Here is a 23322-nt window from a genome sequence, read left to right as displayed (position 1 = left end):
CTTTCAGTAGATGGATTCAGTAGGGGAGTTTACTTCTCGCGCTTGTAGAAGGGGAGCTCGGAGACCTCGAAGGGGTAGCGCTTGCCGCGGATATCGATCTCCACGGCGTCGCCAGCCTCCAGGCCCGCGGCGGTATCGATAAGCGCGAGTACCACCGGGTGGCCCAGGGTGGGCGAGGGCTGACCCGAGGTCACCGTGCCCACCTTGTTCTCGCCCACGAAGACCTCCGCGCCCGCGCGTGCTGCACGCCGCTGGGAGGAAACCAAGCCGGTGATCTGGGCCTTGGGGCCCTCCTCCGCGCGCTGGCGCAGCACGTCAGCACCAACAAAGTCCTGTTCCTTCTTGGCAAAGGCGCGGGCCATACCGGCCTCTACCGGGGTGATGTCCCGGGTGAGCTCGTTGCCGTAGAGCGGCATGCCGGCCTCCAGGCGCAGAGAGTCGCGTGCGGCCAAGCCGCAGGGTTTGATGCCGTATTCCTCGCCGGCCTTGAGCAGCTCCTCCCACAGCTCCGGGGCATCGGAGTTGTAAACAATGAGCTCGAATCCGTCCTCACCGGTGTAGCCGGTGCGGCAGATAAACGCGTACTTCCGGGCCACCTTGCCGGTCATCGCGGCGTAGTAGGGCAGGTCCATGACAGCCTGCTGCTTGGTGTCCTCCACCAGCGGGACGAGGATTTCCATTGCCTTCGGGCCCTGAACGGCGATCATCGCCACGTCGCGGGATTCGTTCTTCAGGTCCACGTCGAAGCCCTCGGCGCGCTCGTTGAGGGCCTCCCACACCGTGTCAGCGTTGCCGGCGTTGGGGACGACGAGGAACTTCGTCTCCTCCAGGCGGTAGGAAATGAGGTCATCCATGATGCCGCCGTCTTCAGCACAGATCATGGAGTACTTCGCCTTGCCAACCTTGAGGGTGGCGAGGTTGGAGATGAAGCAGTAGGACAGGAACTCGGCCGCGTCCGGGCCGTTGACCCAGATTTCACCCATGTGGGAGAGATCAAAGAGGCCGGCGGCGTTGCGGACTGCGCGGTGCTCGTCCAGCTCGTTGTCGTACTTCAGCGGCATCTCCCACGGTCCAAAGGGCGTGAAGGTAGCGCCGAGCTTCTCGTGCTCTGCGTGTAGCGGGGAGTGTAGGAACTCAGTCATTGAATTAATCCTCCTGGTTGTCGGTGTAGTCGAAGGCCTCTGGCGGCGGGCAGGAGCAGACGAGGTTGCGGTCACCGTAGGCCTCGTCGATGCGGCGCACCGGCGGGAAGTACTTGCCGCCGCGCAAGGAAGCTACCGGGTAGGCGGCCTGCTGGCGGGTGAAGGTGAACTCCCAGTCGTCGGCAGCAACGGCCTCCGCAGTGAACGGCGCGTGGTGGATGACGGAGTCCTCATAAGCCACGGAGCCGTCGATGATCTCCTGGATCTCGGCGCGGATGGAGCGCATGGCCTCGATAAAGCGGTCCAGCTCACCCAGATCCTCGGACTCGGTGGGCTCCACCATGAGGGTGCCAGCGACCGGGAAGGACAGGGTAGGCGCGTGGAATCCGTAGTCCACGAGGCGCTTGGCCACGTCGGCAGCGGTGACCCCGGAGGCGTCGGTAAGCTCGCGCAGGTCAAAGATGCATTCGTGCGCCACCAGGCCGGCGTTGCCCGTGTAGAGCACCGGGAAGGAATCTTTCAGGCTTTGTGCCAGGTAGTTTGCACCGAGGATGGCGTGGCTCGTGGCCTGCTTCAGGCCCTGTGCGCCAATCATGGCCAGGTAGGACCAGGAAATCGGCAGCACACCGGCGGAGCCGTAGCGCGTAGCCGTGGACGGCACGCCAGCACCATCCGGCGTGGGCTGGGAGGGATCGACCTTCGGATCGTTGGCGTCGGTAGGCAGGAAGGGCACCAAATGCTCGGCCACACCTACCGGGCCCACACCCGGCCCACCACCGCCGTGCGGGATGGTGAAGGTCTTATGCAGGTTGAGGTGGGAGACATCACCACCGAAGGCGCCCGGGCGGGCCCACCCGGCCAGCGCGTTCATGTTCGCGCCGTCGATGTAGACCTGACCGCCGGCCGCATGGACCTTGTCGCAGACCTCGCGCACCTCAGGGTCGAAGACGCCGTGGGTGGAGGGGTAGGTGATCATGATGCCGGCGATGTGCTCGCCGTGCTGTTCAATCTTGGCGTCCAGGTCGGCGACGTCGATGGAGCCATCGTCCGCAGTCTTGACCACCACGACGCGCAGGTTGGCCAAGGTTGCCGAGGCCGCGTTCGTGCCGTGCGCCGAGGCCGGGATGAGGATGACATCGCGGCCGTGATCGCCGTTGGCCACGTGGAAGCGGCGGATGGCCAACAGGCCAGCCAGCTCACCCTGGGAACCGGCGTTGGGCTGGATGGAGACCTGGGCGTAGCCGGTGAGCTCAGACAGCCAGGATTCCAGCTCCGCAATGAGCGCGCGCCAGCCCGCGGTGGTCTCTTCCGGGGCAAACGGGTGGATGCCGGCGAACTCCGGCCAGGAGATGGGCTCCATGGCGGAGGTGGGGTTGAGCTTCATGGTGCACGAGCCCAACGGGATCATCGTGCGGTCCAAAGCCAGGTCCTTGTCCGCCAGGGTGCGCAGGTAGCGCAGCATCTGGGTCTCGGAGTGGATGGAGTTGAATATCTCGTGCTGCAGCGGCTCCTCGGAGCGCTGTACCGGGGTAGGAATCTCGAAGGATCCGGCGGTCGCTGCTTCGGAATTATCGGAGGACTCGGCTCCGAATGCGGCGGCAAGCGTAGCAACGTCCTCGCCGGTGGCGGATTCGCCGAAGGAGACCGCAACCTTATCCGCACCAATCGCGCGCACCAGGTAGCCCTGCTCCTGCAGCTGGGACTTAATAGCCGCGGCGTCGACGCCGGTGACGGTGACGGTATCGAAGAAATCACGGGAGACGAGCTCCTTGCCGGTGCTGCTGACGGCCGCAGCAAAGGCGGCGGCATGGCCGTGGACGCGCTGCGCGATTTCCTTCAGGCCTTCCGGTCCGTGGTAGACCGCGTACATGGAAGCCACATTGGCCAGCAGCGCCTGCGCGGTACAAATGTTGGAGGTCGCACGCTCGCGGCGAATGTGCTGCTCGCGGGTCTGGAGAGCCAGGCGGTAGGCCGGGCGGCCGGCGGCATCCTTGGACACGCCCACGATGCGGCCGGGCATCTGGCGCTTGAGCTTCTCCGTGACGGCCATGAATGCTGCGTGCGGGCCACCGAAGAAGAGCGGTACACCGAAGCGCTGGGAGGAACCCAGGACCACGTCCGCGCCCATCTCACCCGGGGCCTCTAGCAGCAGCAGGGACAGCGGGTCCGCCACAACGGCAGCCAGCGCGCCGCGGGTGTGCAGCTCCTCAATGGCCGCGCGTGGATCCACGATGTCGCCTTCGGTACCCGTGTACGCCAGGATGGCACCGACGAGATCCTCGCCCACGATGCCATCGCGGACATCAGCGATCTCCACCTCGAGCTCGATGGCGCGGGCGCGCTCGGCAGCCACGGCCAGGACCTGCGGGTGCAGGCGGGAATCCAGCAGCACGCGGCGGCCCTTCTTCACCGCACGCGCCATGAGGCCCACGGCCTCGGCAGTGGCCGAGGCTTCGTCGAGAAGCGAGGCGTTGGCGATGGGCAGACCGGTCAGGGACTCGATCATCGTCTGGAAGTTCAGCAGTGCTTCGAGGCGGCCCTGGGAAATCTCCGGCTGATAGGGCGTGTAGGCGGTGTACCAGCCGGCGTCCTCCAGCAGGCCGCGGCGGATGACCGCCGGGGTGAGGGCGTCGGAGTAACCCTGGCCGTAGAAGGACTTCAGCACAACGTTCTGGGAAGCGTACTCGCGCAGCCGGGCCTGTGCTGCGTCCTCGCTCAGAGCCTCGGGCAGGTTGAGAGCCTCGGCGGCGCGGATGGTGGTGGGAAGGGCGGCATCAACCAGCGCATCGACGCTGTCATACCCCACTGCCTTGAGCATCGTCGCGCGCTCGGCCTCATCCGGGCCCAAGTGGCGAGAGATGAAATCCATGTGTTTGATCTCCTTCATGGCGGTAGTCAATTTGGCCTAAACCGCCCTCAAGTATAAGGCGTGAGTCATGGCATTATTGCCGGTTACCCCCGGTCTTTCTCTCCACACTTAGAGGCGGACAAGGAGCTAGCGAGGGCGGCGGAAAACGACGAAGCTCCCCCGGCCACGGTGGCGGGGGAGCGAGGTCTTCTTAAGGACTAGAGGTCGAGGTCCGCAGCGAAGTCCGCGGTCTCGAGGCGGTCCTTAATGGTGGTGATGAAGCGGCCTGCATCAGCACCGTCGACCACCTGGTGATCGTAGGTGAACGGCAGGTAGCACATCTGGCGGATGGCGATGGCGTCCTGGCCATCTTCCGTCACCACAACGGCACGCTTGGTGATGGCAGCGGTGCCGAGGATGCCGGCCTGCGGCGGAACCAGAATCGGGGTATCCAGCAGGGCGCCCTCGGAGCCGATGTTGGTCACCGTGAAGGTGGCACCGGTGAGGTCGTTCGGCTTGAGCTTGTTGTTGCGGGCCTTGTCAGCCAGCTCGGCGATCTTCTGCGCGATCTCCGGGAGGGTGAGCTCCTGCGCCTTGTGGATGACCGGGGTCAGCAGGCCCTTCGGGGTGTCCACGGCGATGGCCACGTTCACGTCAGCGTGGTAGGTCATCTCCTTGGTCTCCGGGTTGTAGGAGGCGTTGACGTTCGGGTGGGACACCAGAGCCTCCACGGTGGCCTTCACAATGAACGGCAGGAAGGAGAGGTTGGCCTCGTACTTGTCAATGAACGCCTGCTTGGACTGCTTGCGCATATCCCAGATGGCGGTCATATCGACTTCTTGGACGTGAGTGAGCTGAGCGGAAATCTGCAGGGCCTCGACCATCTTGGAGGCCGTAATCTCGCGGATGCGGTTGACCTTCTGGGTGGTACCGATGAGCTCCTGCTTCTCCGGATCCACGGACTTGGTGGACCAGCGAGCGCGGGCATCGGTGGAGCCGGTGCTTGCCGACGCCTCCGGTGCCTTGCCCTCGCCGGCTGCCGCCAAGACGTCCTGCTTGCGGATGCGGCCGCCGACACCGGTGCCGGAGACCGTGGACAGGTCCACGCCGTGCTTCTCAGCCAGCTTGCGCACCAGCGGGGTGACGTACGGGACGTTGTCGCCGTTGTTGACCTTGGTGGAGGTCTCGGAAGCCTTCGGCTCAGCGGACGCGGCCGGCTTCTTCTCTTCGACCTTGTCTTCCTTGGCTTCTGCCTTTGGCTCTTCCTTCTTTTCCTCGGCCTTCGGCTCAGCCTTTTCTTCGGCCTTGTCTTCCTTGGCGGCTGGGGCGGCGGAGCCGTCGCCGACGCGGGCGATGACGGCGCCGACGTCGACGGTGTCGTCTTCCTCGGCGAGGATTTCAACGAGGGTGCCGGCGACCGGGGACGGGATTTCGGTGTCGACCTTGTCGGTGGAGACCTCGAGCAGAGGCTCGTCGACCTCGACGGTGTCGCCGACGGACTTCAGCCACTGGGTAATGGTGCCCTCGGTCACGGACTCGCCGAGTTCCGGCATTTCGACATCAGTCGCGTCGCCGGAGGCGGCAGGCTTGTCCTCGGACTTTGGCTCTTCCTTCTTTTCCTCGGCCTTCGGCTCAGCCTTTTCTTCGGCCTTGTCTTCCTTGGCGGCTGGGGCGGCGGAGCCGTCGCCGACGCGGGCGATGACGGCGCCGACGTCGACGGTGTCGTCTTCATCGGCGAGGATTTCGACGAGGGTGCCGGCGACCGGGGACGGGATTTCGGTGTCGACCTTGTCGGTGGAGACCTCGAGCAGAGGCTCGTCGACCTCGACGGTGTCGCCGACGGACTTCAGCCACTGGGTAATGGTGCCCTCGGTCACGGACTCGCCGAGTTCCGGCATTTCGACGTCGGTAGCGTCACCAGATGCGGGTTCCTCAGCTTCAGCCTCAGCGTCTTCAGGCTGCTTGTCGGGGGTCTCAGCAGCTTTCTCGGAGGAGTCTTCAGGGCTGGACTCATCAGCGGCCGGAGCGGACTCGCCTTCATCACCAATAATGGCGATGACCTCGCCGACATCGATGGTGTCATCCTCTTCAGCCTTGATTTCGAGGATGGTGCCGGACACCGGGGAAGGAACTTCGGTGTCGACCTTGTCGGTGGAGACCTCGAGCAAAGGCTCGTCAGCCTCAACGGTGTCACCGACGGACTTGAGCCACTGGGTAATCGTGCCCTCAGTTACGGATTCGCCCAGTTCGGGCATCACAACAGAGTGTGCCATAAGTTATAAGACTCCTCGAAAGTTGAAAGTAGTGAAACGCTAATGCTTGATTCTACAGCGTGACCGCTCACAGTGCGCACAGGTGGGGTGAATTGGGGCACCCTCTTCACGGGGTAGGCTGGAGAGTCATGTTCAACCTCTTCCGACGCAACAGCTCCCGATCTCAACTGCGCCCGCCCCGCGCACCGGGGGAGACCATCCGTGCGGAGGATGCTCAGGAACTTCAGTCCTGGGCCCAGGGGCGAGCGTATGTCGAGGCGTTTGTTGAACCGGAGACTGTGGTTAATGAGATGTCCGTAGTCGTCGTCGATGAGAACGGGGCCTTTATTCGGCGTCGCATCGGCGGACCGAAAGGCATTGACGCGGTGGCCAAGCTGCTTCGGTGCGATGTCTACGATGTCGAGGAAACCGGCTATCCCCAGCGCATGCGAGAGCGTATCGAACGTGAGCGCATCTTGCGCAAGCGCGAAGAACAGCGCGAACGCCGCGAGCGCTTCGAACAGCGCCAGCAGCGGAACCAGGGTTAACTAGTCTTAGTCGGGGGTTAATCCTGCACGATGGTGGCACCCGCTTCGGCGAGTTCTGCAAGCGCGGCTTCGCCCCGGGAGACGTCGACAGGCGCGCAGTAGTCCGCCAGAACACGCACGGAAAAGCCTTCCGTGAGGGCGTCGGCAGCAGTGGCGCGCACGCAGTGATCCGTGGCAATACCGACGATGTCTACGTCCGTGATGCCACGTGCGCGTAACCAATCCGCGAGCGCGGCGCCGTCAGCGGCTCCCTCGAACCCGGAATACGCCGCGGTGTACTCACCTTTGCGGAAGTAGGCCTCCGCCGGCCCGATGGATTCATGCATGGCGGCACCATAAGAATCAGCCACGCAGTGCACAGGCCACGAATCGACAAAGTCGGGGTTCTCAGAGAAGTGGCTTCCTGGGTCAATGTGCCAGTCCTGCGTGGCGACGATAATGTCGTAGCTGGGCTGGAGGGCGCCGATGCGATCAGCTACCTCGTTGCCCCGCTGCGTGGCGAGCGCGCCACCGGGACAGAAATCGTGTTGGACGTCAACGATGATGAGTGCGGGCTTCATGCGTGACAATTCTATACGCTGGGGGTCAATGAAAACACCGATTCCTTTTTACCTACAGAAAATTCTCAACTCCGTGCGCGAGGAGGACAGCGGCGCTGTCGCTGATTACATCCCGGAGTTGGCCGAGGCGAACCCGGACCAGCTCGGCGTCGCGCTGTGCTCGGTCACGGGCCACCTCTACAGTGCCGGCGATGCGGAGAACCGCTTTACCATCCAGTCCATTTCCAAGCCTTTTGTGTATGCCCTAGCTCTGCAGGAGTTGGGCCTTAATGAGGTCTGCGAGGTCGTCGGCCTCGAGCCTTCCGGGCAGGCGTTTAATGAGCTCTCCTTGGCCAACGATCACCGGCCAGTAAACCCCATGATTAACGCCGGCGCCATCGTGGTTAACCAGCTCATCAACGGCGTGGACTCCGCGGTGGAGGACCGCGTGGAGCGCATCCGTTGCTATGTGTCGAAGTTGGCGGGGCGCGAGGTAGACGTGGACAAGCGCCTGTGTGACTCCGAACTTGAGAACGCCGAACGCAACCTGTCCATCGCCCACATGCTGCGCTCCTACGGCATTATTCAAGACGATGCGCATGACGCAGTGCTGTCTTACGTCTCCCAGTGCGCGCTGTCTGTCGACGTCCGCGACCTCGCCGTCATGTCCGCGACCTTGGCCAACGGCGGGCGCCAGCCAGTGACGGGGGAGAAGATCCTGGACGCTGATGTCTGCCGCCTCACGCTTGCTGTGATGAGCTCGTGCGGCATGTACGACGGCGCCGGGCGCTGGATGGCGGAGGTGGGCATCCCCGCCAAGTCCGGCGTGGCCGGTGGTCTCATCGGCACGCTTCCCGGCCAGCTGGGCGTGGCCACGCTGTCGCCGCGCTTGGACGAGCAGGGAAACAGCGTGCGCGGCACCGCCATCTTCCAGGAGCTGTCCTCCGACATGGGGCTGCATCTGATGTCCACGGACAACCGCTTTGGTGTGCACCCGGTGCGCAGCGTGGATGAGGACGACGAGACTGCGATTATCCGCCTGCAGGGTCACATCAACTTCACCGCGACCGAAGCCATCCTCCACGAGCTGGAGGAGCGCCAGTTCTCCGAGAAGCGTCTGGCGCTGGACTTCTCTCAGGTCTCGGGCCTGCACCAGGTGGGTCGGCGCATGCTCAAGGAGGGGCTGCGCCGCCTCAAGGAGGAAGGCAACGAAGTCGCGCTGGTCGACGATAACGGGCTGGTCACCGACCGGGCCATGTCCGACGGCACCGTCCTCCCGCTGGCGGACAAGGAAGACTACGTCATCGCCGGCGAGGAGGTCTGAGCAGCGTGACGCTGCCCAGACATGGGGCCGTATCGATGCCGCTCAGGCGTGATTAGGACTCAGCAATCTCGCGCAGCACGGCCACCACGGTGCGCACCGGAACACCGGTGGCGCGCTTCGGGGTGTAGCCGCGCGGGGCGGAGCCGTTCCAGGACGGGCCGGCGATATCGATATGCGCCCACTCGATGCCCTCGCCCACGAACTGGCTGAGGTAGGTGCCGGCAAATTCCATGCCGCCTTCGCGCTTGACGTGGATGTTGCGGATGTCTGCCGCCTGGGACTTGAGCTCCTCGTCGTGCTCCTCCAGCAGCGGCATGGCCCAGGCATTCTCTCCCACCTCGCGGCCGATTTCGGCGAGGCGATCGCGGAAGAGCTCGGAGCCCATCACGCCCGCGGTGCGAGCGCCCAGCGCGACGATCTGTGCGCCGGTCAGCGTTGCGGTCTCGATGAGGTAGTCCGGCTTGTCCTCGCTGGCGCGCGCGATGGCGTCGGACAACACGAGGCGTCCCTCCGCATCGGTGTTGAGGACCTCGGAGGTGATCCCGCCGTAGTGCGTAATGACGTCACCCGGGCGGGTAGCGCCGCCGCCCGGCATGTTCTCCGCCAGCGGCAGGGTAGCGGTGATCTGGACCGGCAGCTTGAGCTTGGCCGCGGCGATGATGGTGGCCGCCATGGAGGCGGAGCCGCCCATGTCAGAAATCATGTCCCACATGCCGTTGCCCGGCTTCAGCGAAATGCCGCCGGTATCGAAGGTGATGCCCTTGCCCACGAGGGCAACGTGCTTCTTCGCCTTCTTCGGCTTCCAGCTCAGGCGTACCAGACGCGGCGGGCGGGCCGAACCCTTGCCCACGGCGAGGATGCCGCCGAAGCCCTGCTTCTCCAGCTGCTTTTCATCGAGCACCTCGACGTCGAGCCCGGCGTCCTTAGCCTGTGTGGACAGGAAGGCGGCATAGGTCTCTGGGTAGAGCTCGTTGGCTGGGGTATTGACCAAGTCGCGGGAGAGAAGGACGGACTCGGCCACGATGCGGGCGGCCTCGAGCTCCTCGGCCGCGGACTTGTCAGCAACCACGACGAAGTGGGCCGGCTTCTGGTCTCCGGAAAGCTCCGAGGAGCGAATGCCGCGGTAGGAGTAGCCACCGAGGATGAGGCCTTCGACGGCGGCGGACACACCGAAGTCAGCCAGGGTGGTGACGATGGTGCCTACTCCCGTGGTGGCGCGGGCGGCAGTGCCGGCGGCGCGGCGCAGGGCCTCGTCATCGAGTGCCTCGACATCGCCCAGGCCCAGCGCTATCACCTGCGCCGCACCTGCCTTCTGCGGGGCGGGGACCTTCACGATTTCCCCGGCCTTGCCCGTAGCGCCTACGGCGGCGAGGGCCTCATACGTCGAGCGCAGCGCGGACGAACCGAGCAGGGAGGTGCCCGGCACCTCCAGGCCGTCTTCGCCCGTGAAGGTGGCGATCAGCAGGGCGTCTGCCTGCTTGGGGGCCTTCTTGGCCAGCTCAACGGTGGGGAAAGCGCCGCGTGCGGGCAGTTCGAACGTGGAAGAAGCCACGATGTCCTCCTTGAGAAAGTGACAATGGGATACTCCTCACACAGTACCCGGGGCAGTGGCAGCCGCCGCGAGGGGTTGTACGGCAAGGGGCCGATCTGCGCATATTTCTGCATCTCTATAGGCGCCCAAGGGGTACGCTGTGAGACATGTTGAATTACACCGTGACGCGAACTGACACCCCTACCTCCCCGGAGCGCCTGCAGGAGATCCTGGAGAACCCGGGCTTTGGCAAGTACTTCACCGACCACATGGTGACGATTGACTGGACAGAGGAGAAAGGCTGGCACGACGCGCAGGTGCGCCCCTATGCTCCGTTTAGCATGGAACCGGCCTCCACCGTCTTCCACTACGGCCAGGCCATCTTCGAGGGAATCAAGGCCTACCGCCAGCCCGATGGCAGCATCGCTACCTTCCGCCCGGATCAGAATGCGCAACGTCTGCAGCACTCCGCGCAGCGTATGGCCATGCCGGAGCTGCCGGAAGAGGAATTCGTGGAGTCTCTGCGTCAGCTTGCCGCGGTTGACCAGGGCTGGGTCCCCGAAGCCGGCGGCGAGGCAGCCCTGTACTTCCGTCCCTTCATGATTGCCACGGATGTCTCCCTCGGCGTGCACCCGGCGCACTCCTACCGTTATGTGGTCATTGCCTCTCCTGCGGGCTCTTACTTCTCCGGCGGCATCAAGCCCGTGTCCGTCTGGCTGTCCACCGACTATGTCCGCGCCGCACCGGGCGGTACCGGCGCCGCCAAGTTCGCCGGCAACTACGCGGCCTCCCTACTGGCGCAGGCGCAGGCGGCGGAGAAGGGCTGCGACCAGGTGGTGTGGCTGGATGCCATCGACCGCACCTACATCGAGGAAATGGGTGGCATGAACCTGGCCTTCATCTACGGCGAGGAGGGGGACCAGACCCTGGTCACACCGGCGCTGTCGGGCTCCCTGCTGCCGGGCATTACCCGCAAGTCCCTGCTGCAGGTGGCAGAGGATATGGGGCTGAAGGTTGAAGAGCGTCGCATTTCCTATAAGGAGTGGGAGCAGGACGTTGCCTCCGGCGCGATGACGGAGGCCTTCGCCTGCGGTACCGCCGCTGTGATCACCCCGGTGGGCCACGTTTTGGGCACTGACGTGGATTTCCAGGTCAACAACAACGAGGCCGGTGCGACGACCATGGCGCTGCGCGAGCGCCTCACGGGCATTCAGCACGGCGCCGTGGAAGATACCCACGGCTGGCTGCACACTCTGGTGCCGGCCCAGTAAGAAGTACTGCTGGGCAGTTAGGCGAGCTCGGCGGCAAGCCGCACTAGCGGCAGAGCCGCGAGCGCGCCGAGGGGGTGTCCGGCGCGGAGATCCAATTCGAGAAGCGGGGTCAGCCCCAGCTCCTTGAGCGCGAGGGCGTACGCCGGCTCGGGGGAAGAGCTGCCGGCCCGCAGCCAGCCTTTCACGCCGGGGGCGCTGCGTTCGGCAAGAACGGCGGCGGTGGCGGCAAGGGGGCCGTCGATCAGCACGGGTGTGCGGCGCGCGGTAGCTTGGGCAATAAAGCCGATAAGTGCCGCCAGACTCGGGGAGCCGATGGTCTGCACGACCTCCCAGCCCTCCAGGTTGCGGGCGCGGAACATGGCATCGCGTACAACGGATACGCGGGCCTTCCACATGTCATCCATTACGCCGCCGCCAGTGCGCGTGCCCAGGATCGCCACCGGCTCCGTGCGGGTGATGCGGCCGAGGACAGCCGCGGCGACGGTCTCGCTGCCAATGCCTACATCGGAAGTAATGAGCAGGTCCGCACCAGAATTCACCTCGCGGTCCGCGGTCTGCATGCCCAGCGTGACGTGGTGTTCTAGATCCTCCGGGGACATGGCCGGGGAGGAATCAATCGCCGCGGACGGGGAGCAGTCAATGATGTCGAGGCCGACCTCCGCGCGCTGCGCCGCGGTCGTGAGGTTGTCCTTCCACCGCGCCTGGTCCTCCTTGTCATAAGGGCCAATAGCGGCGCCGTCAGTCGAGGGCTGCGCAATGCCGTGCGCGCCTGCAAAGACGATGGCGCGCGCCCGCGCTACGGGGGCGGCGTGCTCGGCGTCCTGGGCGGCGGCCAACCATGCAGCAATGTCCCCGAGGCGTCCGAACTCCTCGTTAGCGGGCGCAGCGGGATGCAGCTGGGGAACAGCGGTGAATTCAGGCATGGTCAGCTTCCTGGTGTAGGTGGGTGACTTTTCTAGACGGTGGCGCCGCGCTCCACCTGCGGGCGCGGGGTGCGCCACTTGCGCGGCTGAGTAGCGCGGGAGTAGGCGTAGAAGCCCAGCCCGAAACCAGCCTCCGTGGTGCCCGGGAACTTCAGGCGTACCGCGTTGTTGCACTTGCGGGAAAGCCAGAAGCCCTCGACGGCAAAGACCACAATCCAGATCATGGCCACGATGGAGATGGTGTTGGACAGGTTCGGGTTGCTGGCGCTGACGACCATGAGCACCAGCAGCACAACGGCAAAGAGCATGACCCACTCGTTGAGGAAGCGGCGGGAATCTACCCAGTTACGCACGTAGCGGCGCACATCGCCCTTATCGCGGGCGAGGAGGTAGCGCTCGTCGCCCGCCGCCATGCGCTCCTGGGCCTCCTTGTCGCGTGCGCGGTTCTCTTCGCGCTCCTTGCGCTTGTAGGCCTTCCATTCCTCCCTGGACATGGAGGCCTTGAGTTCCTTGCGGTGCTGGTAGCGCTGCGCGTCGGACATACCGTGAGGATCGCGCTTGACGCCGCGCGCAATCTCCTGTGCATCACGCTTCGGGGTGGGGCGGCCCTTGGGTGGGGTGTAGCCCTTGCGGTGCGGTGTCTCGGCGGCGGTTTTCTGCTCCGGTGCCGGGGTGTGCTCAGCAGGGGAGGCGTTCTTATCGTCTTTTTGCCACGGAAGTTTCACGCTGTTTAGCGTACAAGGTTGCCTAGACAAACTGGGAATGGGGCCACGCAAGTGGCGCCGGAAAGCGCTGGAAACAGGCGCGGCGAATGGACCCGGCAGTGTCGCCGGGAATAGCACCGGCAATAGCCCTGGGAATACAGCAGCGGGGCAGACGGTTGCACGTAGGTGACACGACAATAGTGAGCTGGGCATCCTTTATTCCTTGTGTGCAAGGGGGTAGGGTAGTGACCAGAAAATTCCGTACATATTAGAGGAGAAACTATGACCGCTCCCGCGTCTGCAACCGGAGTTATCCTGACCGAGGCCGCTGCTGCTAAGGCAAAGTCCCTGCTTGAGCAGGAAGGTCGCGACGACCTGTCCCTGCGCATCGCCGTCCAGCCGGGCGGTTGCGCCGGCCTGCGCTACCAGCTGTATTTCGACGACCGCACCCTCGATGGCGACAAGGTTGACACCATCGGCGGCGTGAACCTGGTCGTGGACAAGATGTCCATCCCGTACCTCACCGGTGCCAAGATTGACTTCGCTGACACCATCGAGGCACAGGGCTTCACCATCGATAACCCGAATGCGGGCGGTTCCTGCGCCTGCGGTGATTCCTTCAACTAAAAGGAGTCAACAGTAAAGCCCTCGCCGAAAAGGCGAGGGCTTTACTCATGCCGAGGGAGGGCGCTTAGAGCTTCACCGGATAGTCGCGCTGCTCAATCTGCGGGTCGATGCGGTTCTCCACAAAGATGCCGTGCCAGATCATGAAGGACAGTACGGTCCACAGGCGACGGGAGTGATCGGAGATGCCGTCTCGGTGCTCCTTGAGCATCTCGAGGACTTCCTTTTTGTTGAAGATGTCCTCGGTCTGAGACTCAGTGATCTGGTCCTGGGCCCAGCCGTAGAGCTCGTCGCCGGCCAGCCAGTGGCGCATAGGAACCGGGAAGCCCAGCTTCTTGCGGTGCAGCACGTGCGGCGGAACGATCTGCTCCATGGCCTTGCGCAGGGCGTACTTGGTGGTGCCGTGGGAAATCTTGAGCTCGTGCGGAATGGTCTCCGCCACCTTGAAGACTTCCTTGTCCAGGAACGGCACGCGCAGCTCCAGCGAGTTGGCCATGTTCATCTTGTCGGCCTTGACCAGGATGTCGCCGCGCATCCAGGTGAACAGGTCCAGGTGCTGCATGCGGGCCACCGGATCGAAGTCCTGCGACTGTGCATAAATCGGCGCGGTGACCTCGCGGTGGTCCCACTCGCGCTTGGCCCAGGGCAGTACTCGCTGCAGCTGCTCAAAGTTGAAGGAGCGAGCGTTGCCGTAGTAGCGCTCCTCCATGGTCATGGAGCCGCGGTTGAGCAGGGATTTGCCCTTCATACCTTCGGGAAGCACCTGCGACAGCTTGCCCAACCCCTGGCGCAGCGGGGAAGGGATCTTCTCAAACGGGGCCAGGGACAGCGGCTCCTTGTAAATGGTGTAGCCGCCGAAGAGCTCATCAGCGCCCTCGCCGGAGAGCACCACCTTGACGTGCTTGCGGGCCTCCTGGGCCACGAAATACAGCGGCACCAGGGAGGGGTCCGCCACAGGATTGTCCAGGTACCACATGATCTTCGGTACCGCGTCGGCGTATTCCTCGGGGGAAACAATCTTGACGATGTGCTCGACGCCGATCGCCGCCGCGGACTCGGCAGCTACGTCCACCTCAGAATAGCCCTCGCGCTCGAAGCCGGTGGTAAACGTGAGCAGGTCCGGATTGTGGCGCTTGGCCAGGGCGGCGATGGCGGTGGAGTCAATACCGCCGGAGAGGAAGGAACCGACGGTCACATCGGCACGCATGTGCTTCTCGACGCTATCCTCCAGCGCCCGCGCGATCTTGTCGAAGAGCTGCTGCTCTTCGCCCTGCTTGACCGGCTTAACAGGGAAGCGCGGCTTGAAGTAGCGGGAATTGTGTACCTTACCGCCCGGGGTGAGGGTGACGCTGGAGCCAGACTCCACGCGGCGGATGTTGGCGTGCAGGGACTCCGGCTCCGGCACGTACTGCAGGTCGGTGTAGTGCTCGATGGCGCGCTTATCAAGGCTCAGATCTAGACCTAGAGACTCCGCCATGCTGAGGATGCACTTCATCTCCGAGGCGAAAACGGTGCCCTTATCCGTGGTGGCGTAGTAGAGCGGCTTGATGCCGAACTGGTCGCGCGCAGCGAACATCGTCTTGGTCTCGGTGTCCCAGATGACAAAACCGAACATGCCGCGCAGGTGCTCAACCACGTCCTTGCCCCAGTGGTGGTAGCCCACCACGATGGGCTCGCCGTCGCCCTCGGTACCGAAGGTATAGCCGGCGGCGGATAGTTCCTCGCGCAACTCTACGTAGTTGTAGATCTCGCCATTGAAGGTGAGGGCGTAGCGCTCCGGGTTGTCCTCCGGACCCCAGCGCAGCGGCTGGTTGGAGTGCTCCAGGTCAATGATGGAGAGGCGGTTGAAACCGAATGCGGCGTCCTCATCGTGCCAGGTGCCCGCTGCGTCGGGGCCGCGGTGGCGCATGCAGGTCAAAGACTGCTCCAGGGCCGCCAGATGCTGGGCGGCGTTGTGCTCAGCGCTCAAAAACGCGCAAAGTCCGCACATAAACTTGTTGCTCCTTATATATGCAGGTTCGTCTGGCACACACTTTACGGTTCCGCCCCGACATTCGGCGAACCCCGCGCCGCGTTCCCCGTTAGGGTGCGAACTTTCGGTTGATGAGACAGTCTTGGCCTTGTGAATTGGATCATAGGCAAATGGGGGCAAGTGGGGGAGCTGGCGTGATCTTGCGCAGGTGGGCCGGTAACATGCCATCCGTTCAGTATTTATAGGGTGTATTCAGCCTCTATCCAGGCAGCTGAAAAGGTCTGAGATTCGAGGTTGATCCACTATCCTGATTGGGTAGGAATGCTCTGTGAGTATTCGAGAAGTTTGTGTGCACAGAAAGGCAGAACACACGTGGGACAGCGTAAACAACGCAACCTCGCCCGTAAGGCAGGCCTAGCGGGCGTTATCGCTCTGGGTGGCTTCGCACTGGCCGGTTGTGACGTCGCAGCTCCGACCGCCGTGGAGAACCTCCTCGGCTTCGGTTGGCCGAAGGGTATTACCCCTGAGGCGCACTCGATGTACAACTTCTGGATTTGGGTCTGGGTTGCTGCCTGGATCGTCGGCTTCACCATGTGGGGCTTGTTCCTGACGGCCATCTTCCGCTGGAGCGCGAAGAAGGCTAAGAAGGACGGCAAGGGCGAGTTCCCGAAGCAGCTGCAGTACAACGTGCCGCTGGAGATGGCCCTCACCATCATCCCGGTCATCATTATTATGGTGCTCTTCTTCTTCACCGTGCAGGCGCAGCAGAAGGTCACCGCTCTGGATAAAAACCCGGAGGTGACCGTGGATGTCACCGCGTACCAGTGGAACTGGAAGTTCGGTTACGCCGAGAACAAGGTTGACGGCGAGAACTACGAGGGCGCTGACACCGAGCGTCAGGAGCTGGCTGAGAAGACCGCTCACGACCCAGAGGGTGTTCCGAACGCCAACCCGATTCACGGCAAGTCCACCGGTGACATCTCCTACCTGAACTTCAACAAGATTGAGACCGTGGGTACCACTGAGGAGATTCCGGTTCTGGTTCTCCCGGCTGACACTCCGATTGAGTTCCGCCTCGCCTCCGGTGACGTATCCCACGCCTTCTGGGTTCCGGAGTTCCTGTTCAAGCGCGACGTCTACGCTCACCCGGAGAAGAACGCTCAGGAGCGTCGCTTCCAGATTGAGAAGATTGAGGAGAAGGGCGCATTTGTCGGCCGTTGTGCCGAGATGTGCGGTACCTACCACTCCATGATGAACTTCGAGGTTCGCGTTGTGGACCGTGCGGACTTCAACCAGTACCTCAAGTTCCGTGAGAACAACCCGGAGGCCACCAACGCCGAGGCTCTCGAGCACATCGGTCAGGAGCCGTACGCAGTCACCACGTCTCCGTTCAACTCCCAGCGCGATACCCGCGATGCCGACAACTTCGTTGACACCGCCGACGCGGCATAAGAAAAGGAACTGATTCACAATGCGTGCAACATCTAAGGTCTTCTACTCCATTGCGACCTACCTCTTCGTGTCGCTCATCGTATACGTCCTCGGCGTGAACTTCGTCAAGGATGACGGCTACCTCTACGGCCCCGAGTGGGTTGGCATCGTGGGCATGGTCCTCTCCGTGGTGCTTTGCATCATGCTCGGTGGCTACCTGCAGTTCACTGACAACCGTGTGGACGTTGTCCCGGAGGATTGGGAAGAGGCAGAAACTGAGGACGGCGCTGGCATTCTCGGCTTCTTCTCCCCGAGCTCCATCTGGCCGCTGGCTATGACCGGCTCCATCGCCGTTCTTGGTCTGGGTGTCATCTTCCTGTACTACTGGCTCATCGCCCTGGGTGCAGTTCTGCTCGTTACTTCCGTGACCGGCCTGTCCCTGCAGTACGGCCTGCCGAAGGAAAAGCACTAAGCCTTCCGCTTTGCGGCGCGTTAGCCGCGCACGACTTCTCTTGCCTCCGCTTCCCACTGTGTAGGGGAGCGGAGGTTTGTCGGTTTTGGCGCGTCGCACAGTGTTTAAAATAGTTCCCGGAAAAACGAAAATTTTGTGGGGTGGGGGAGTTGCGGGGATGCAGCGCGCTGCCTGGCGGCGTCCCCGTGAGTCAATCGCAGCACGTTATCGGCGGTTTTCTGCGGGGGTCAACCGAAAGTTGCAAACCTGCGATTTCGAGGCGTCAAAGCTTGTGATTTATCTCATTGCGGGAACCGTATCAAAAGCTTGAATTTTGTGACCGGCAGCGGTGTGGGCGGAAGGCCCTCGCGCACGGGGATCTTGGGGAGGTGCGCGACCTGCATCGATGGGGCGTCGGAAAGCGCGCGTAAAAGTTCCCGCAACATTTTGTCGTGCTGATCTCGCCGTCTACCTGTGAGTAGGTTGGGAAAGGATATGGTGCAGGCTCAAAAAGCGGGGGGAATTGAGATGACTTATGGGCTTTGACCGGCCATACTGTTATGCGTGACGAGCGTAGTTTCTAACCAAGGTATGGCAGCATCACGTGTTGCCGCGCTGAACCGACCCAACATGGTCAGCGTCGGCACCATCGTGTTCCTGTCTCAGGAATTGATGTTCTTTGCTGGACTGTTCGCGATGTGGTTCACCTCGCGTGCGAACGGCCAGGAGGGCGACTGGGCAGAGCACACCGCGCACATCAACGTGCCGATGGGCTTCATCATTACGACTGTCCTGGTCCTTTCCTCCGTGACCTCTCAGTTCGGCGTGTTTGCAGCAGAAAGGGGTGACGTATACAAGCTCCGACTCTGGTACTCGGTGACCCTCGCGTTGGGTGTTGTCTTCTTGGGCATCATGGCCTTCGAGTGGTCAGAGTTGATCATGGAAGGTGTGACGGTTCAGTCCTCCGTGTTTGGTTCGGTCTTCTACATTCTGACCGGTTTCCACGCGGCGCACGTGACTGCGGGTCTGATTTCCTTCGGAATCATCTTGGCGCGTATCAGCCGTTCCAAGTTCACGCCGGCACAGGCAACCGCGGCAATGGCAGTGTCCTACTACTGGCACTTCGTTGACGTTGTCTGGATTGGCGTGTTCGTAGTCATCTACCTAGTTCAGTAGGCCGTAGGCGCCGGAGCTTCCGGCCTACAGCCATTCATTTCCGTGTACGAGTTATCTAAAGGAAAATGATGGATAACATCCAGCAGCCCGCCGCAGTGGAGGAGACCACTGCCGCGGCTAAGAAGACCCGCCGTCGCCGCAAGGCGAAGCGCACGCTTGCTGGCGTCTTCGCACTGAGCATCGGTCTCACCGGTGCTGGTGTCTTGGCTTCCGCCTTGACCCCGGACGCTCAGGTGGCTACCGCTGCCAGGGATGACCAGGCCCTCGTTCAAGAGGGTAAGGACATCTACGAAGTCGCTTGTATCACCTGCCACGGCGCGAACCTCCAGGGAATCCAGGACCGCGGTCCGTCCCTCGTCGGTATTGGTGCCGGTTCCGTGTACTTCCAGGTGCACTCCGGCCGTATGCCGATGATGTCCAACGACGCTCAGGCTGAGCGCAAGACCCCGCGCTACACCGAGCAGCAGACGCTGGCTCTGGCAGCCTACGTGGCTGCCAACGGTGGCGGCGCTGACATCGTCTACAACGAGGACGGAACTGTTGCGCAGGAGTCCCTGCGCGGCGCGAACTACAACGGCCAGATTCAGGCCGAGGACGTGGCGAAGGGCTCCGAGCTCTTCCGCATGAACTGCGCGTCCTGCCACAATTTCACCGGCCAGGGCGGCGCGCTGTCCTCCGGTAAGTTTGCTCCGGAGCTTGGACCTGCTAGCGAGCAGGAGATCTACCAGGCCATGCTGACCGGCCCGCAGAACATGCCGAAGTTCTCCGACCGTCAGCTGACCGCGGACGAGAAGAAGGACATCATCGCCTACCTCAAGTCCGCGAAGGAAACCCCGTCTCCGGCCGGCTGGGACCTGGGCGGTCTCGGCCCGGTGGCTGAGGGTCTCGCAATGTGGATCATTGGCATCAGCCTTCTGTGCGTTGCCGCAATGTGGATTGGATCTCGCTCATGAGCAACGTAAAAAAGAATTACTCTCGCAAAGAGCTCGATGCTATGAGCAACGACGAGCTCGCCGCTCTCGGTACCGAGCTTGATGACGTGACCGTTGCGTTCCGCAAGGAGCGCTTCCCGGTTGAGGGCGACCCCGCTGAAAAGCGCGCCGCCGGCAACATCACCGTGTGGCTGCTCATTTCGGTCCTGATGGGTATCGCCTTCTTGGGCGTGTACCTGTTCTGGCCGTGGCAGTACAAGATGCTGGGGGAGGACGGCCTGTGGCTGCACACCCTCTACACCCCGCTTCTCGGCCTGACCGCCGGGCTGTGCATTCTGGGTCTTGGCTTTGCCATCGTTCAGTACGTGAAGAAGATTCTGCCGGAAGAGATTTCCGTGCAGCGTCGCCACGACGGTCCTTCTGAGGAAGTTGATCGCCGTACCCTCACCGCTCTGCTGAATGACTCCTGGAACACCTCCACTCTGGGTCGCCGCAAGACCATCATGGGTCTGCTCGGCGGCGCTGGCGTTCTCTTCGGTCTGACCGTGATTGCTCCGCTCGGCGGCGCAATCAACAACCCGTGGAAGAAGCGCCACGACCTCGACTACGCCGGCGACGGCACCCTGTGGACCTCCGGCTGGACCATGCACGAGAAGGGCGTCAAGCTCTACCTCGCACGTGACACCGGCACCATCGCTGAAAAGCACGAGGGCGAGTCTGGCTCGCACTACACCACCCGTGGCCTTGCCCGCCTGGTGCGTGTGCGCCCGGAGGACCTGGCCGCCGGCGGCATGGAGACTGTCTTCCCGCTCGCTGAGGAAGACGTCAACGATGGCGCCCAGTGGTCCGAGGAGAAGGATGTCTACGAGAATCACATGCACTCCATTCATGGAAACCGCAACGCTGTGATGCTCATCCGCCTGCGCAACGACGATGCCAAGAAGGCCATCGAGCGTCAGGGCCAGGAGGACTTCCACTACGGCAACTACTACGCCTACTCCAAGATTTGTACGCACATTGGCTGCCCGACTTCTCTGTACGAGGCGCAGACCAACCGCATTCTCTGCCCATGCCACCAGTCGCAGTTCGACGCGCTGCACTACGGCAAGCCGGTCTTCGGCCCGGCCGCCCGTGCTCTGCCGCAGCTGCCGATCGAGGTGGACGACGAGGGCTACCTCGTTGCCAAGGGCAACTTCATCGAGCCCGTCGGACCTGCATTCTGGGAGCGTAAGTCATAATGAGTAACAAACTTGCCAAGATGGGCAACAACATGGACGAGCGGTACTCCGCTGCCGGCGTCCTGCGTACCCAGCTAAACAAAGTCTTTCCCACCCACTGGTCCTTCATGCTTGGTGAGATGGCGCTGTACAGCTTCATCATCCTGCTGTTGACCGGTATCTACCTCGCGCTGTTCTTCGACCCGTCTATCACGAAGGTCATTTACGACGGCGCCTACACCCCGCTGAACGGCGTCGAGATGTCTCGCGCCTACGCCACCGCACTGGATCTGTCCTTTGAGGTTCGCGGCGGACTGTTCGTTCGCCAGATGCACCACTGGGCAGCCCTGATGTTCATGATGTCCATGGTGGCTCACATGCTGCGCATCTTCTTCACCGGCGCGTTCCGCCGCCCGCGTGAAGCAAACTGGATCATCGGTTGCGCGCTCATCCTGCTGGGCATGATCGAGGGCTTCCTCGGTTACTCCCTCCCGGATGACCTGCTCTCCGGCGTTGGTCTGCGCATTATGTCCGCCATCATCCTCGGCCTGCCGATCGTCGGCACCTGGCTGCACTGGGCCATCTTCGGCGGCGACTTCCCGTCCGACCTGATGCTGGATCGTTTCTACATCCTGCACGTGCTGGTTATCCCGGGCATCATCCTGGGCCTCATCGCGGCCCACCTCATCATGGTTTGGTTCCAGAAGCACACCCAGTTCCCGGGACCGGGCCGCGCAGAGAACAACGTCGTTGGCGTTCGCATCATGCCGGTCTTCGCCACCAAGGCAATCGGCATGGGCATGATGGTCGCTGGCGTGCTGGCGCTCATCTCCGGTCTGCTGACCATCAACGCCATCTGGACGCTTGGACCGTACAACCCGTCGCAGGTCTCCGCTGGTTCCCAGCCGGATATCTACATGCTGTGGACTGATGGTGTCGCCCGTGTCATGCCGGCATGGGAGCTCTACTTGGGCAACTACACCATCCCGTCCGCGTTCTGGGTAGCACTGCTCTGTGGCCTTATGGTCATCCTGCTGTTCGCTTACCCGTTCATTGAGAAGAAGCTGACGGGCGACGACGCTCACCACAACCTGCTGCAGCGTCCGCGCGACGTGCCGGTACGTTCCGCGATCGGCGCGATGGCCATCACCTTCTTCCTGCTGGTCACCCTGTCCGGTGGTAACGACCACGTGGCTCACTTCTTCCAGATCTCGCTGAACGCCATGACCTGGGTTGGCCGCATCGGTCTAATCGTTCTGCCCCCGATTGCCTACTTCCTGACCTACCGCATCTGCGTTGGTCTGCAGCGCTCCGACCGCGAGGTGCTGGAGCACGGCATCGAGACCGGCGTTATCAAGCAGCTGCCGAACGGTGCCTTCATCGAGGTTCACCAGCCGCTCGGCCCGGTGGACGAGCACGGCCACCCGGTCCCGCTGGAGTACGCGGGTGCACAGGTTCCGAAGCAGCTCAACCAGCTCGGCTTCGCCGACTCCGAGACCCAGGGCATCTTCGCTCCGGACGATCCGGCACTCATGTCTCGTGTCCACGAGATTCATGAGGAGAACCACCGCGAGGAGGCGGACATGTACCGCAACCTCAACGCCGCGAACCGTCGCGACGATGAAGAGAACGGCCGCATCTAGCGCCAGTTCCTTCTGAAACACGCTCACAAGGCCCGCTGCCCCTTAACGGGGCGGCGGGCTTTTGCGTTGCCTGTGTTGCCGCGGCACGTTTGTCGCGGTGTAGCTGGCGGTAGGGCGAATTGGGGTGTTCCAGAGGGCAGCAGCTCAGGCAGCTCACACAGGGCCTAACGCGCCTCCAGCAGCCCCACAACACGGATTGGCTAGGAAGTGGGACACCTCGGCCGCGTGCCTGTTTTCAGGAGTACCTATATATAGGGAAAGGCCGAGCGCACGTAACGCCTACGGAAGGCGAGCGCCATGGGGCAGACGTGAGGAAGTCACCAGGGTGGGAGTAGCTGACTCAACTGCCTCTTCTGCCCTCGCTGGGCGCTGGGATACGCGTGCGGTCATGAGGGGGCCGACTCAAACTGTTCACCTGCAGTTTACGTTGATTTGCGGGGTGGATTTTCATAACGTTGAGTAGCTCCTATTGCTTCTCATTCCGCCCTAACCGTGACCTGCCTGACACTAAAAGTGCAGGCAAACGCGTCGAAGAGCGGGGTAAAGATGGGGCGAAAAATCCCGCTGGGACGCCGCCACATGGCTTGTTTTAGCCCTGTGTGATGAAGGTTACAGTGCAAATTTTTTGCACTAACCACACTCGTGTTATTCGGCTTTGGTCTAGGAATTTGCAGCCGGAAATACGGTTCGTCCTTGCAGCGTGCGGCAAGGATTTGGGTTTCGGTCGGGTGATTTGTAGTGGCGGGATTAAGTTCTGTCTCGGAAGCGTGGAGGTTTGGTAACAGGAAGGTAAC

The 23322-nt window shown here is 62.7% G+C and carries 18 protein-coding genes; 10 read left to right on the top strand and 8 right to left on the bottom strand.

Going from position 1 to position 23322, the window contains the following annotated elements:
- Positions 1 to 29: 29 nt before the first annotated feature.
- The 3 genes from gcvT to sucB all read right to left on the bottom strand — a co-directional run bounded on the left by gcvT (position 30) and on the right by sucB (position 6263).
- On the bottom strand, positions 30 to 1142 hold the full coding sequence (gene gcvT / locus ACKFR8_RS04970; protein WP_306507286.1) for a glycine cleavage system aminomethyltransferase GcvT: 1113 nt from the start codon (positions 1140 to 1142) through the stop codon (positions 30 to 32).
- 4 nt (positions 1143 to 1146) lie between these two features.
- On the bottom strand, positions 1147 to 4011 hold the full coding sequence (gene gcvP, locus ACKFR8_RS04965; RefSeq protein WP_408930739.1) for an aminomethyl-transferring glycine dehydrogenase: 2865 nt from the start codon (positions 4009 to 4011) through the stop codon (positions 1147 to 1149).
- Positions 4012 to 4208: 197 nt separating this feature from the next.
- Entirely contained in the window at positions 4209 to 6263 is a 2055-nt protein-coding gene (gene sucB / locus ACKFR8_RS04960; protein ID WP_408930738.1) for a 2-oxoglutarate dehydrogenase, E2 component, dihydrolipoamide succinyltransferase, read from the bottom strand.
- A gap of 128 nt (positions 6264 to 6391) precedes the next feature.
- Here sucB and ACKFR8_RS04955 point away from each other — a divergent pair, with 128 nt between their 5' ends.
- On the top strand, positions 6392 to 6790 hold the full coding sequence (locus ACKFR8_RS04955; protein ID WP_296131143.1) for an oxidoreductase: 399 nt from the start codon (positions 6392 to 6394) through the stop codon (positions 6788 to 6790).
- A gap of 17 nt (positions 6791 to 6807) precedes the next feature.
- Here ACKFR8_RS04955 and ACKFR8_RS04950 read toward each other — a convergent pair whose 3' ends face one another.
- Positions 6808 to 7350, bottom strand: a complete 543-nt coding sequence (locus tag ACKFR8_RS04950; protein ID WP_408930737.1) for an isochorismatase family protein — start codon at positions 7348 to 7350, stop codon at positions 6808 to 6810.
- Positions 7351 to 7378: 28 nt separating this feature from the next.
- Between ACKFR8_RS04950 and ACKFR8_RS04945 the strand changes: the two genes are divergently transcribed.
- Positions 7379 to 8653 (top strand): glutaminase, encoded by a 1275-nt coding sequence (locus tag ACKFR8_RS04945; protein WP_408930736.1) that lies wholly within the window; start codon positions 7379 to 7381, stop codon positions 8651 to 8653.
- Positions 8654 to 8705: 52 nt separating this feature from the next.
- On the opposite strand, the gene ACKFR8_RS04940 is transcribed toward ACKFR8_RS04945, so the two are convergent.
- Positions 8706 to 10205 carry a leucyl aminopeptidase gene (locus ACKFR8_RS04940; protein ID WP_408930735.1) on the bottom strand — a complete coding sequence of 500 codons (1500 nt, stop codon included), beginning with the start codon at positions 10203 to 10205 and terminating at the stop codon, positions 8706 to 8708.
- Positions 10206 to 10351: 146 nt separating this feature from the next.
- On the opposite strand from ACKFR8_RS04940, the gene ACKFR8_RS04935 reads away from it, so the two are divergent.
- Positions 10352 to 11455 carry a branched-chain amino acid aminotransferase gene (locus ACKFR8_RS04935; protein WP_408930734.1) on the top strand — a complete coding sequence of 368 codons (1104 nt, stop codon included), beginning with the start codon at positions 10352 to 10354 and terminating at the stop codon, positions 11453 to 11455.
- A gap of 17 nt (positions 11456 to 11472) precedes the next feature.
- Here ACKFR8_RS04935 and ACKFR8_RS04930 read toward each other — a convergent pair whose 3' ends face one another.
- Positions 11473 to 12378 carry a nicotinate-nucleotide--dimethylbenzimidazole phosphoribosyltransferase gene (locus ACKFR8_RS04930; protein WP_408930733.1) on the bottom strand — a complete coding sequence of 302 codons (906 nt, stop codon included), beginning with the start codon at positions 12376 to 12378 and terminating at the stop codon, positions 11473 to 11475.
- Positions 12379 to 12410: 32 nt separating this feature from the next.
- Positions 12411 to 13103: a DUF3043 domain-containing protein gene (locus ACKFR8_RS04925; RefSeq protein ID WP_408930732.1), complete on the bottom strand. Its 693-nt coding sequence runs from the start codon at positions 13101 to 13103 to the stop codon at positions 12411 to 12413.
- Between the two features lie 261 nt (positions 13104 to 13364).
- Here ACKFR8_RS04925 and ACKFR8_RS04920 point away from each other — a divergent pair, with 261 nt between their 5' ends.
- Entirely contained in the window at positions 13365 to 13709 is a 345-nt protein-coding gene (locus ACKFR8_RS04920; RefSeq protein WP_296131117.1) for a HesB/IscA family protein, read from the top strand.
- A 64-nt stretch (positions 13710 to 13773) separates the two neighbouring features.
- On the opposite strand, the gene asnB is transcribed toward ACKFR8_RS04920, so the two are convergent.
- Complete coding sequence (asnB, locus tag ACKFR8_RS04915) at positions 13774 to 15696, bottom strand: asparagine synthase (glutamine-hydrolyzing) (RefSeq protein WP_408930731.1); 1923 nt, start codon at positions 15694 to 15696, stop codon at positions 13774 to 13776.
- Between the two features lie 354 nt (positions 15697 to 16050).
- On the opposite strand from asnB, the gene ACKFR8_RS04910 reads away from it, so the two are divergent.
- From ACKFR8_RS04910 to ACKFR8_RS04885, 6 genes are all read left to right on the top strand, one after another.
- The gene (locus ACKFR8_RS04910; RefSeq protein ID WP_296131111.1) at positions 16051 to 17130 is read left to right on the top strand and encodes an aa3-type cytochrome oxidase subunit II; all 1080 of its coding nucleotides are present in this window, start codon (positions 16051 to 16053) and stop codon (positions 17128 to 17130) included.
- A gap of 19 nt (positions 17131 to 17149) precedes the next feature.
- Positions 17150 to 17581, top strand: coding sequence for an aa3-type cytochrome oxidase subunit IV (locus ACKFR8_RS04905; RefSeq protein WP_296131108.1), 432 nt, complete (start codon positions 17150 to 17152; stop codon positions 17579 to 17581).
- A gap of 570 nt (positions 17582 to 18151) precedes the next feature.
- Positions 18152 to 18736: an aa3-type cytochrome oxidase subunit III gene (locus ACKFR8_RS04900; protein WP_296131103.1), complete on the top strand. Its 585-nt coding sequence runs from the start codon at positions 18152 to 18154 to the stop codon at positions 18734 to 18736.
- Positions 18737 to 18801: 65 nt separating this feature from the next.
- Positions 18802 to 19689, top strand: coding sequence for a cytochrome bc1 complex diheme cytochrome c subunit (locus ACKFR8_RS04895; RefSeq protein WP_296131100.1), 888 nt, complete (start codon positions 18802 to 18804; stop codon positions 19687 to 19689).
- A complete protein-coding gene (locus tag ACKFR8_RS04890; RefSeq protein ID WP_296131098.1) occupies positions 19686 to 20906 on the top strand; it encodes a cytochrome bc1 complex Rieske iron-sulfur subunit in 1221 nt (406 codons plus the stop codon). The genes ACKFR8_RS04895 and ACKFR8_RS04890 overlap by 4 nt, the downstream gene beginning before the upstream one ends.
- Complete coding sequence (locus ACKFR8_RS04885) at positions 20906 to 22528, top strand: cytochrome bc1 complex cytochrome b subunit (protein ID WP_306507299.1); 1623 nt, start codon at positions 20906 to 20908, stop codon at positions 22526 to 22528. Before ACKFR8_RS04890 ends, ACKFR8_RS04885 begins: the two co-directional genes overlap by 1 nt.
- The last annotated feature ends 794 nt before the right edge of the window (positions 22529 to 23322 follow it).

Source organism: Corynebacterium axilliensis (assembly GCF_046097495.1).
GTDB lineage: Bacteria > Actinomycetota > Actinomycetes > Mycobacteriales > Mycobacteriaceae > Corynebacterium.
This window is presented reverse-complemented; position numbering and strand designations above follow the sequence as displayed.

What these genes read in the sequence shown, in the direction of transcription:
- ACKFR8_RS04885 (WP_306507299.1), top strand. Translation starts at nt 20,906, where the DNA reads ATGAGTAACAAACTTGCCAAGATGGGCAACAACATGGACGAGCGGTAC.
- ACKFR8_RS04905 (WP_296131108.1), top strand. Translation starts at nt 17,150, where the DNA reads ATGCGTGCAACATCTAAGGTCTTCTACTCCATTGCGACCTACCTCTTC.
- sucB (WP_408930738.1), bottom strand. Translation starts at nt 6,263, where the DNA reads ATGGCACACTCTGTTGTGATGCCCGAACTGGGCGAATCCGTAACTGAG.
- ACKFR8_RS04900 (WP_296131103.1), top strand. Translation starts at nt 18,152, where the DNA reads ATGGCAGCATCACGTGTTGCCGCGCTGAACCGACCCAACATGGTCAGC.
- ACKFR8_RS04935 (WP_408930734.1), top strand. Translation starts at nt 10,352, where the DNA reads ATGTTGAATTACACCGTGACGCGAACTGACACCCCTACCTCCCCGGAG.
- ACKFR8_RS04895 (WP_296131100.1), top strand. Translation starts at nt 18,802, where the DNA reads ATGATGGATAACATCCAGCAGCCCGCCGCAGTGGAGGAGACCACTGCC.
- ACKFR8_RS04920 (WP_296131117.1), top strand. Translation starts at nt 13,365, where the DNA reads ATGACCGCTCCCGCGTCTGCAACCGGAGTTATCCTGACCGAGGCCGCT.
- ACKFR8_RS04890 (WP_296131098.1), top strand. Translation starts at nt 19,686, where the DNA reads ATGAGCAACGTAAAAAAGAATTACTCTCGCAAAGAGCTCGATGCTATG.
- gcvP (WP_408930739.1), bottom strand. Translation starts at nt 4,011, where the DNA reads ATGGATTTCATCTCTCGCCACTTGGGCCCGGATGAGGCCGAGCGCGCG.
- ACKFR8_RS04955 (WP_296131143.1), top strand. Translation starts at nt 6,392, where the DNA reads ATGTTCAACCTCTTCCGACGCAACAGCTCCCGATCTCAACTGCGCCCG.
- gcvT (WP_306507286.1), bottom strand. Translation starts at nt 1,142, where the DNA reads ATGACTGAGTTCCTACACTCCCCGCTACACGCAGAGCACGAGAAGCTC.
- asnB (WP_408930731.1), bottom strand. Translation starts at nt 15,696, where the DNA reads ATGTGCGGACTTTGCGCGTTTTTGAGCGCTGAGCACAACGCCGCCCAG.
- ACKFR8_RS04950 (WP_408930737.1), bottom strand. Translation starts at nt 7,350, where the DNA reads ATGAAGCCCGCACTCATCATCGTTGACGTCCAACACGATTTCTGTCCC.
- ACKFR8_RS04945 (WP_408930736.1), top strand. Translation starts at nt 7,379, where the DNA reads ATGAAAACACCGATTCCTTTTTACCTACAGAAAATTCTCAACTCCGTG.
- ACKFR8_RS04930 (WP_408930733.1), bottom strand. Translation starts at nt 12,378, where the DNA reads ATGCCTGAATTCACCGCTGTTCCCCAGCTGCATCCCGCTGCGCCCGCT.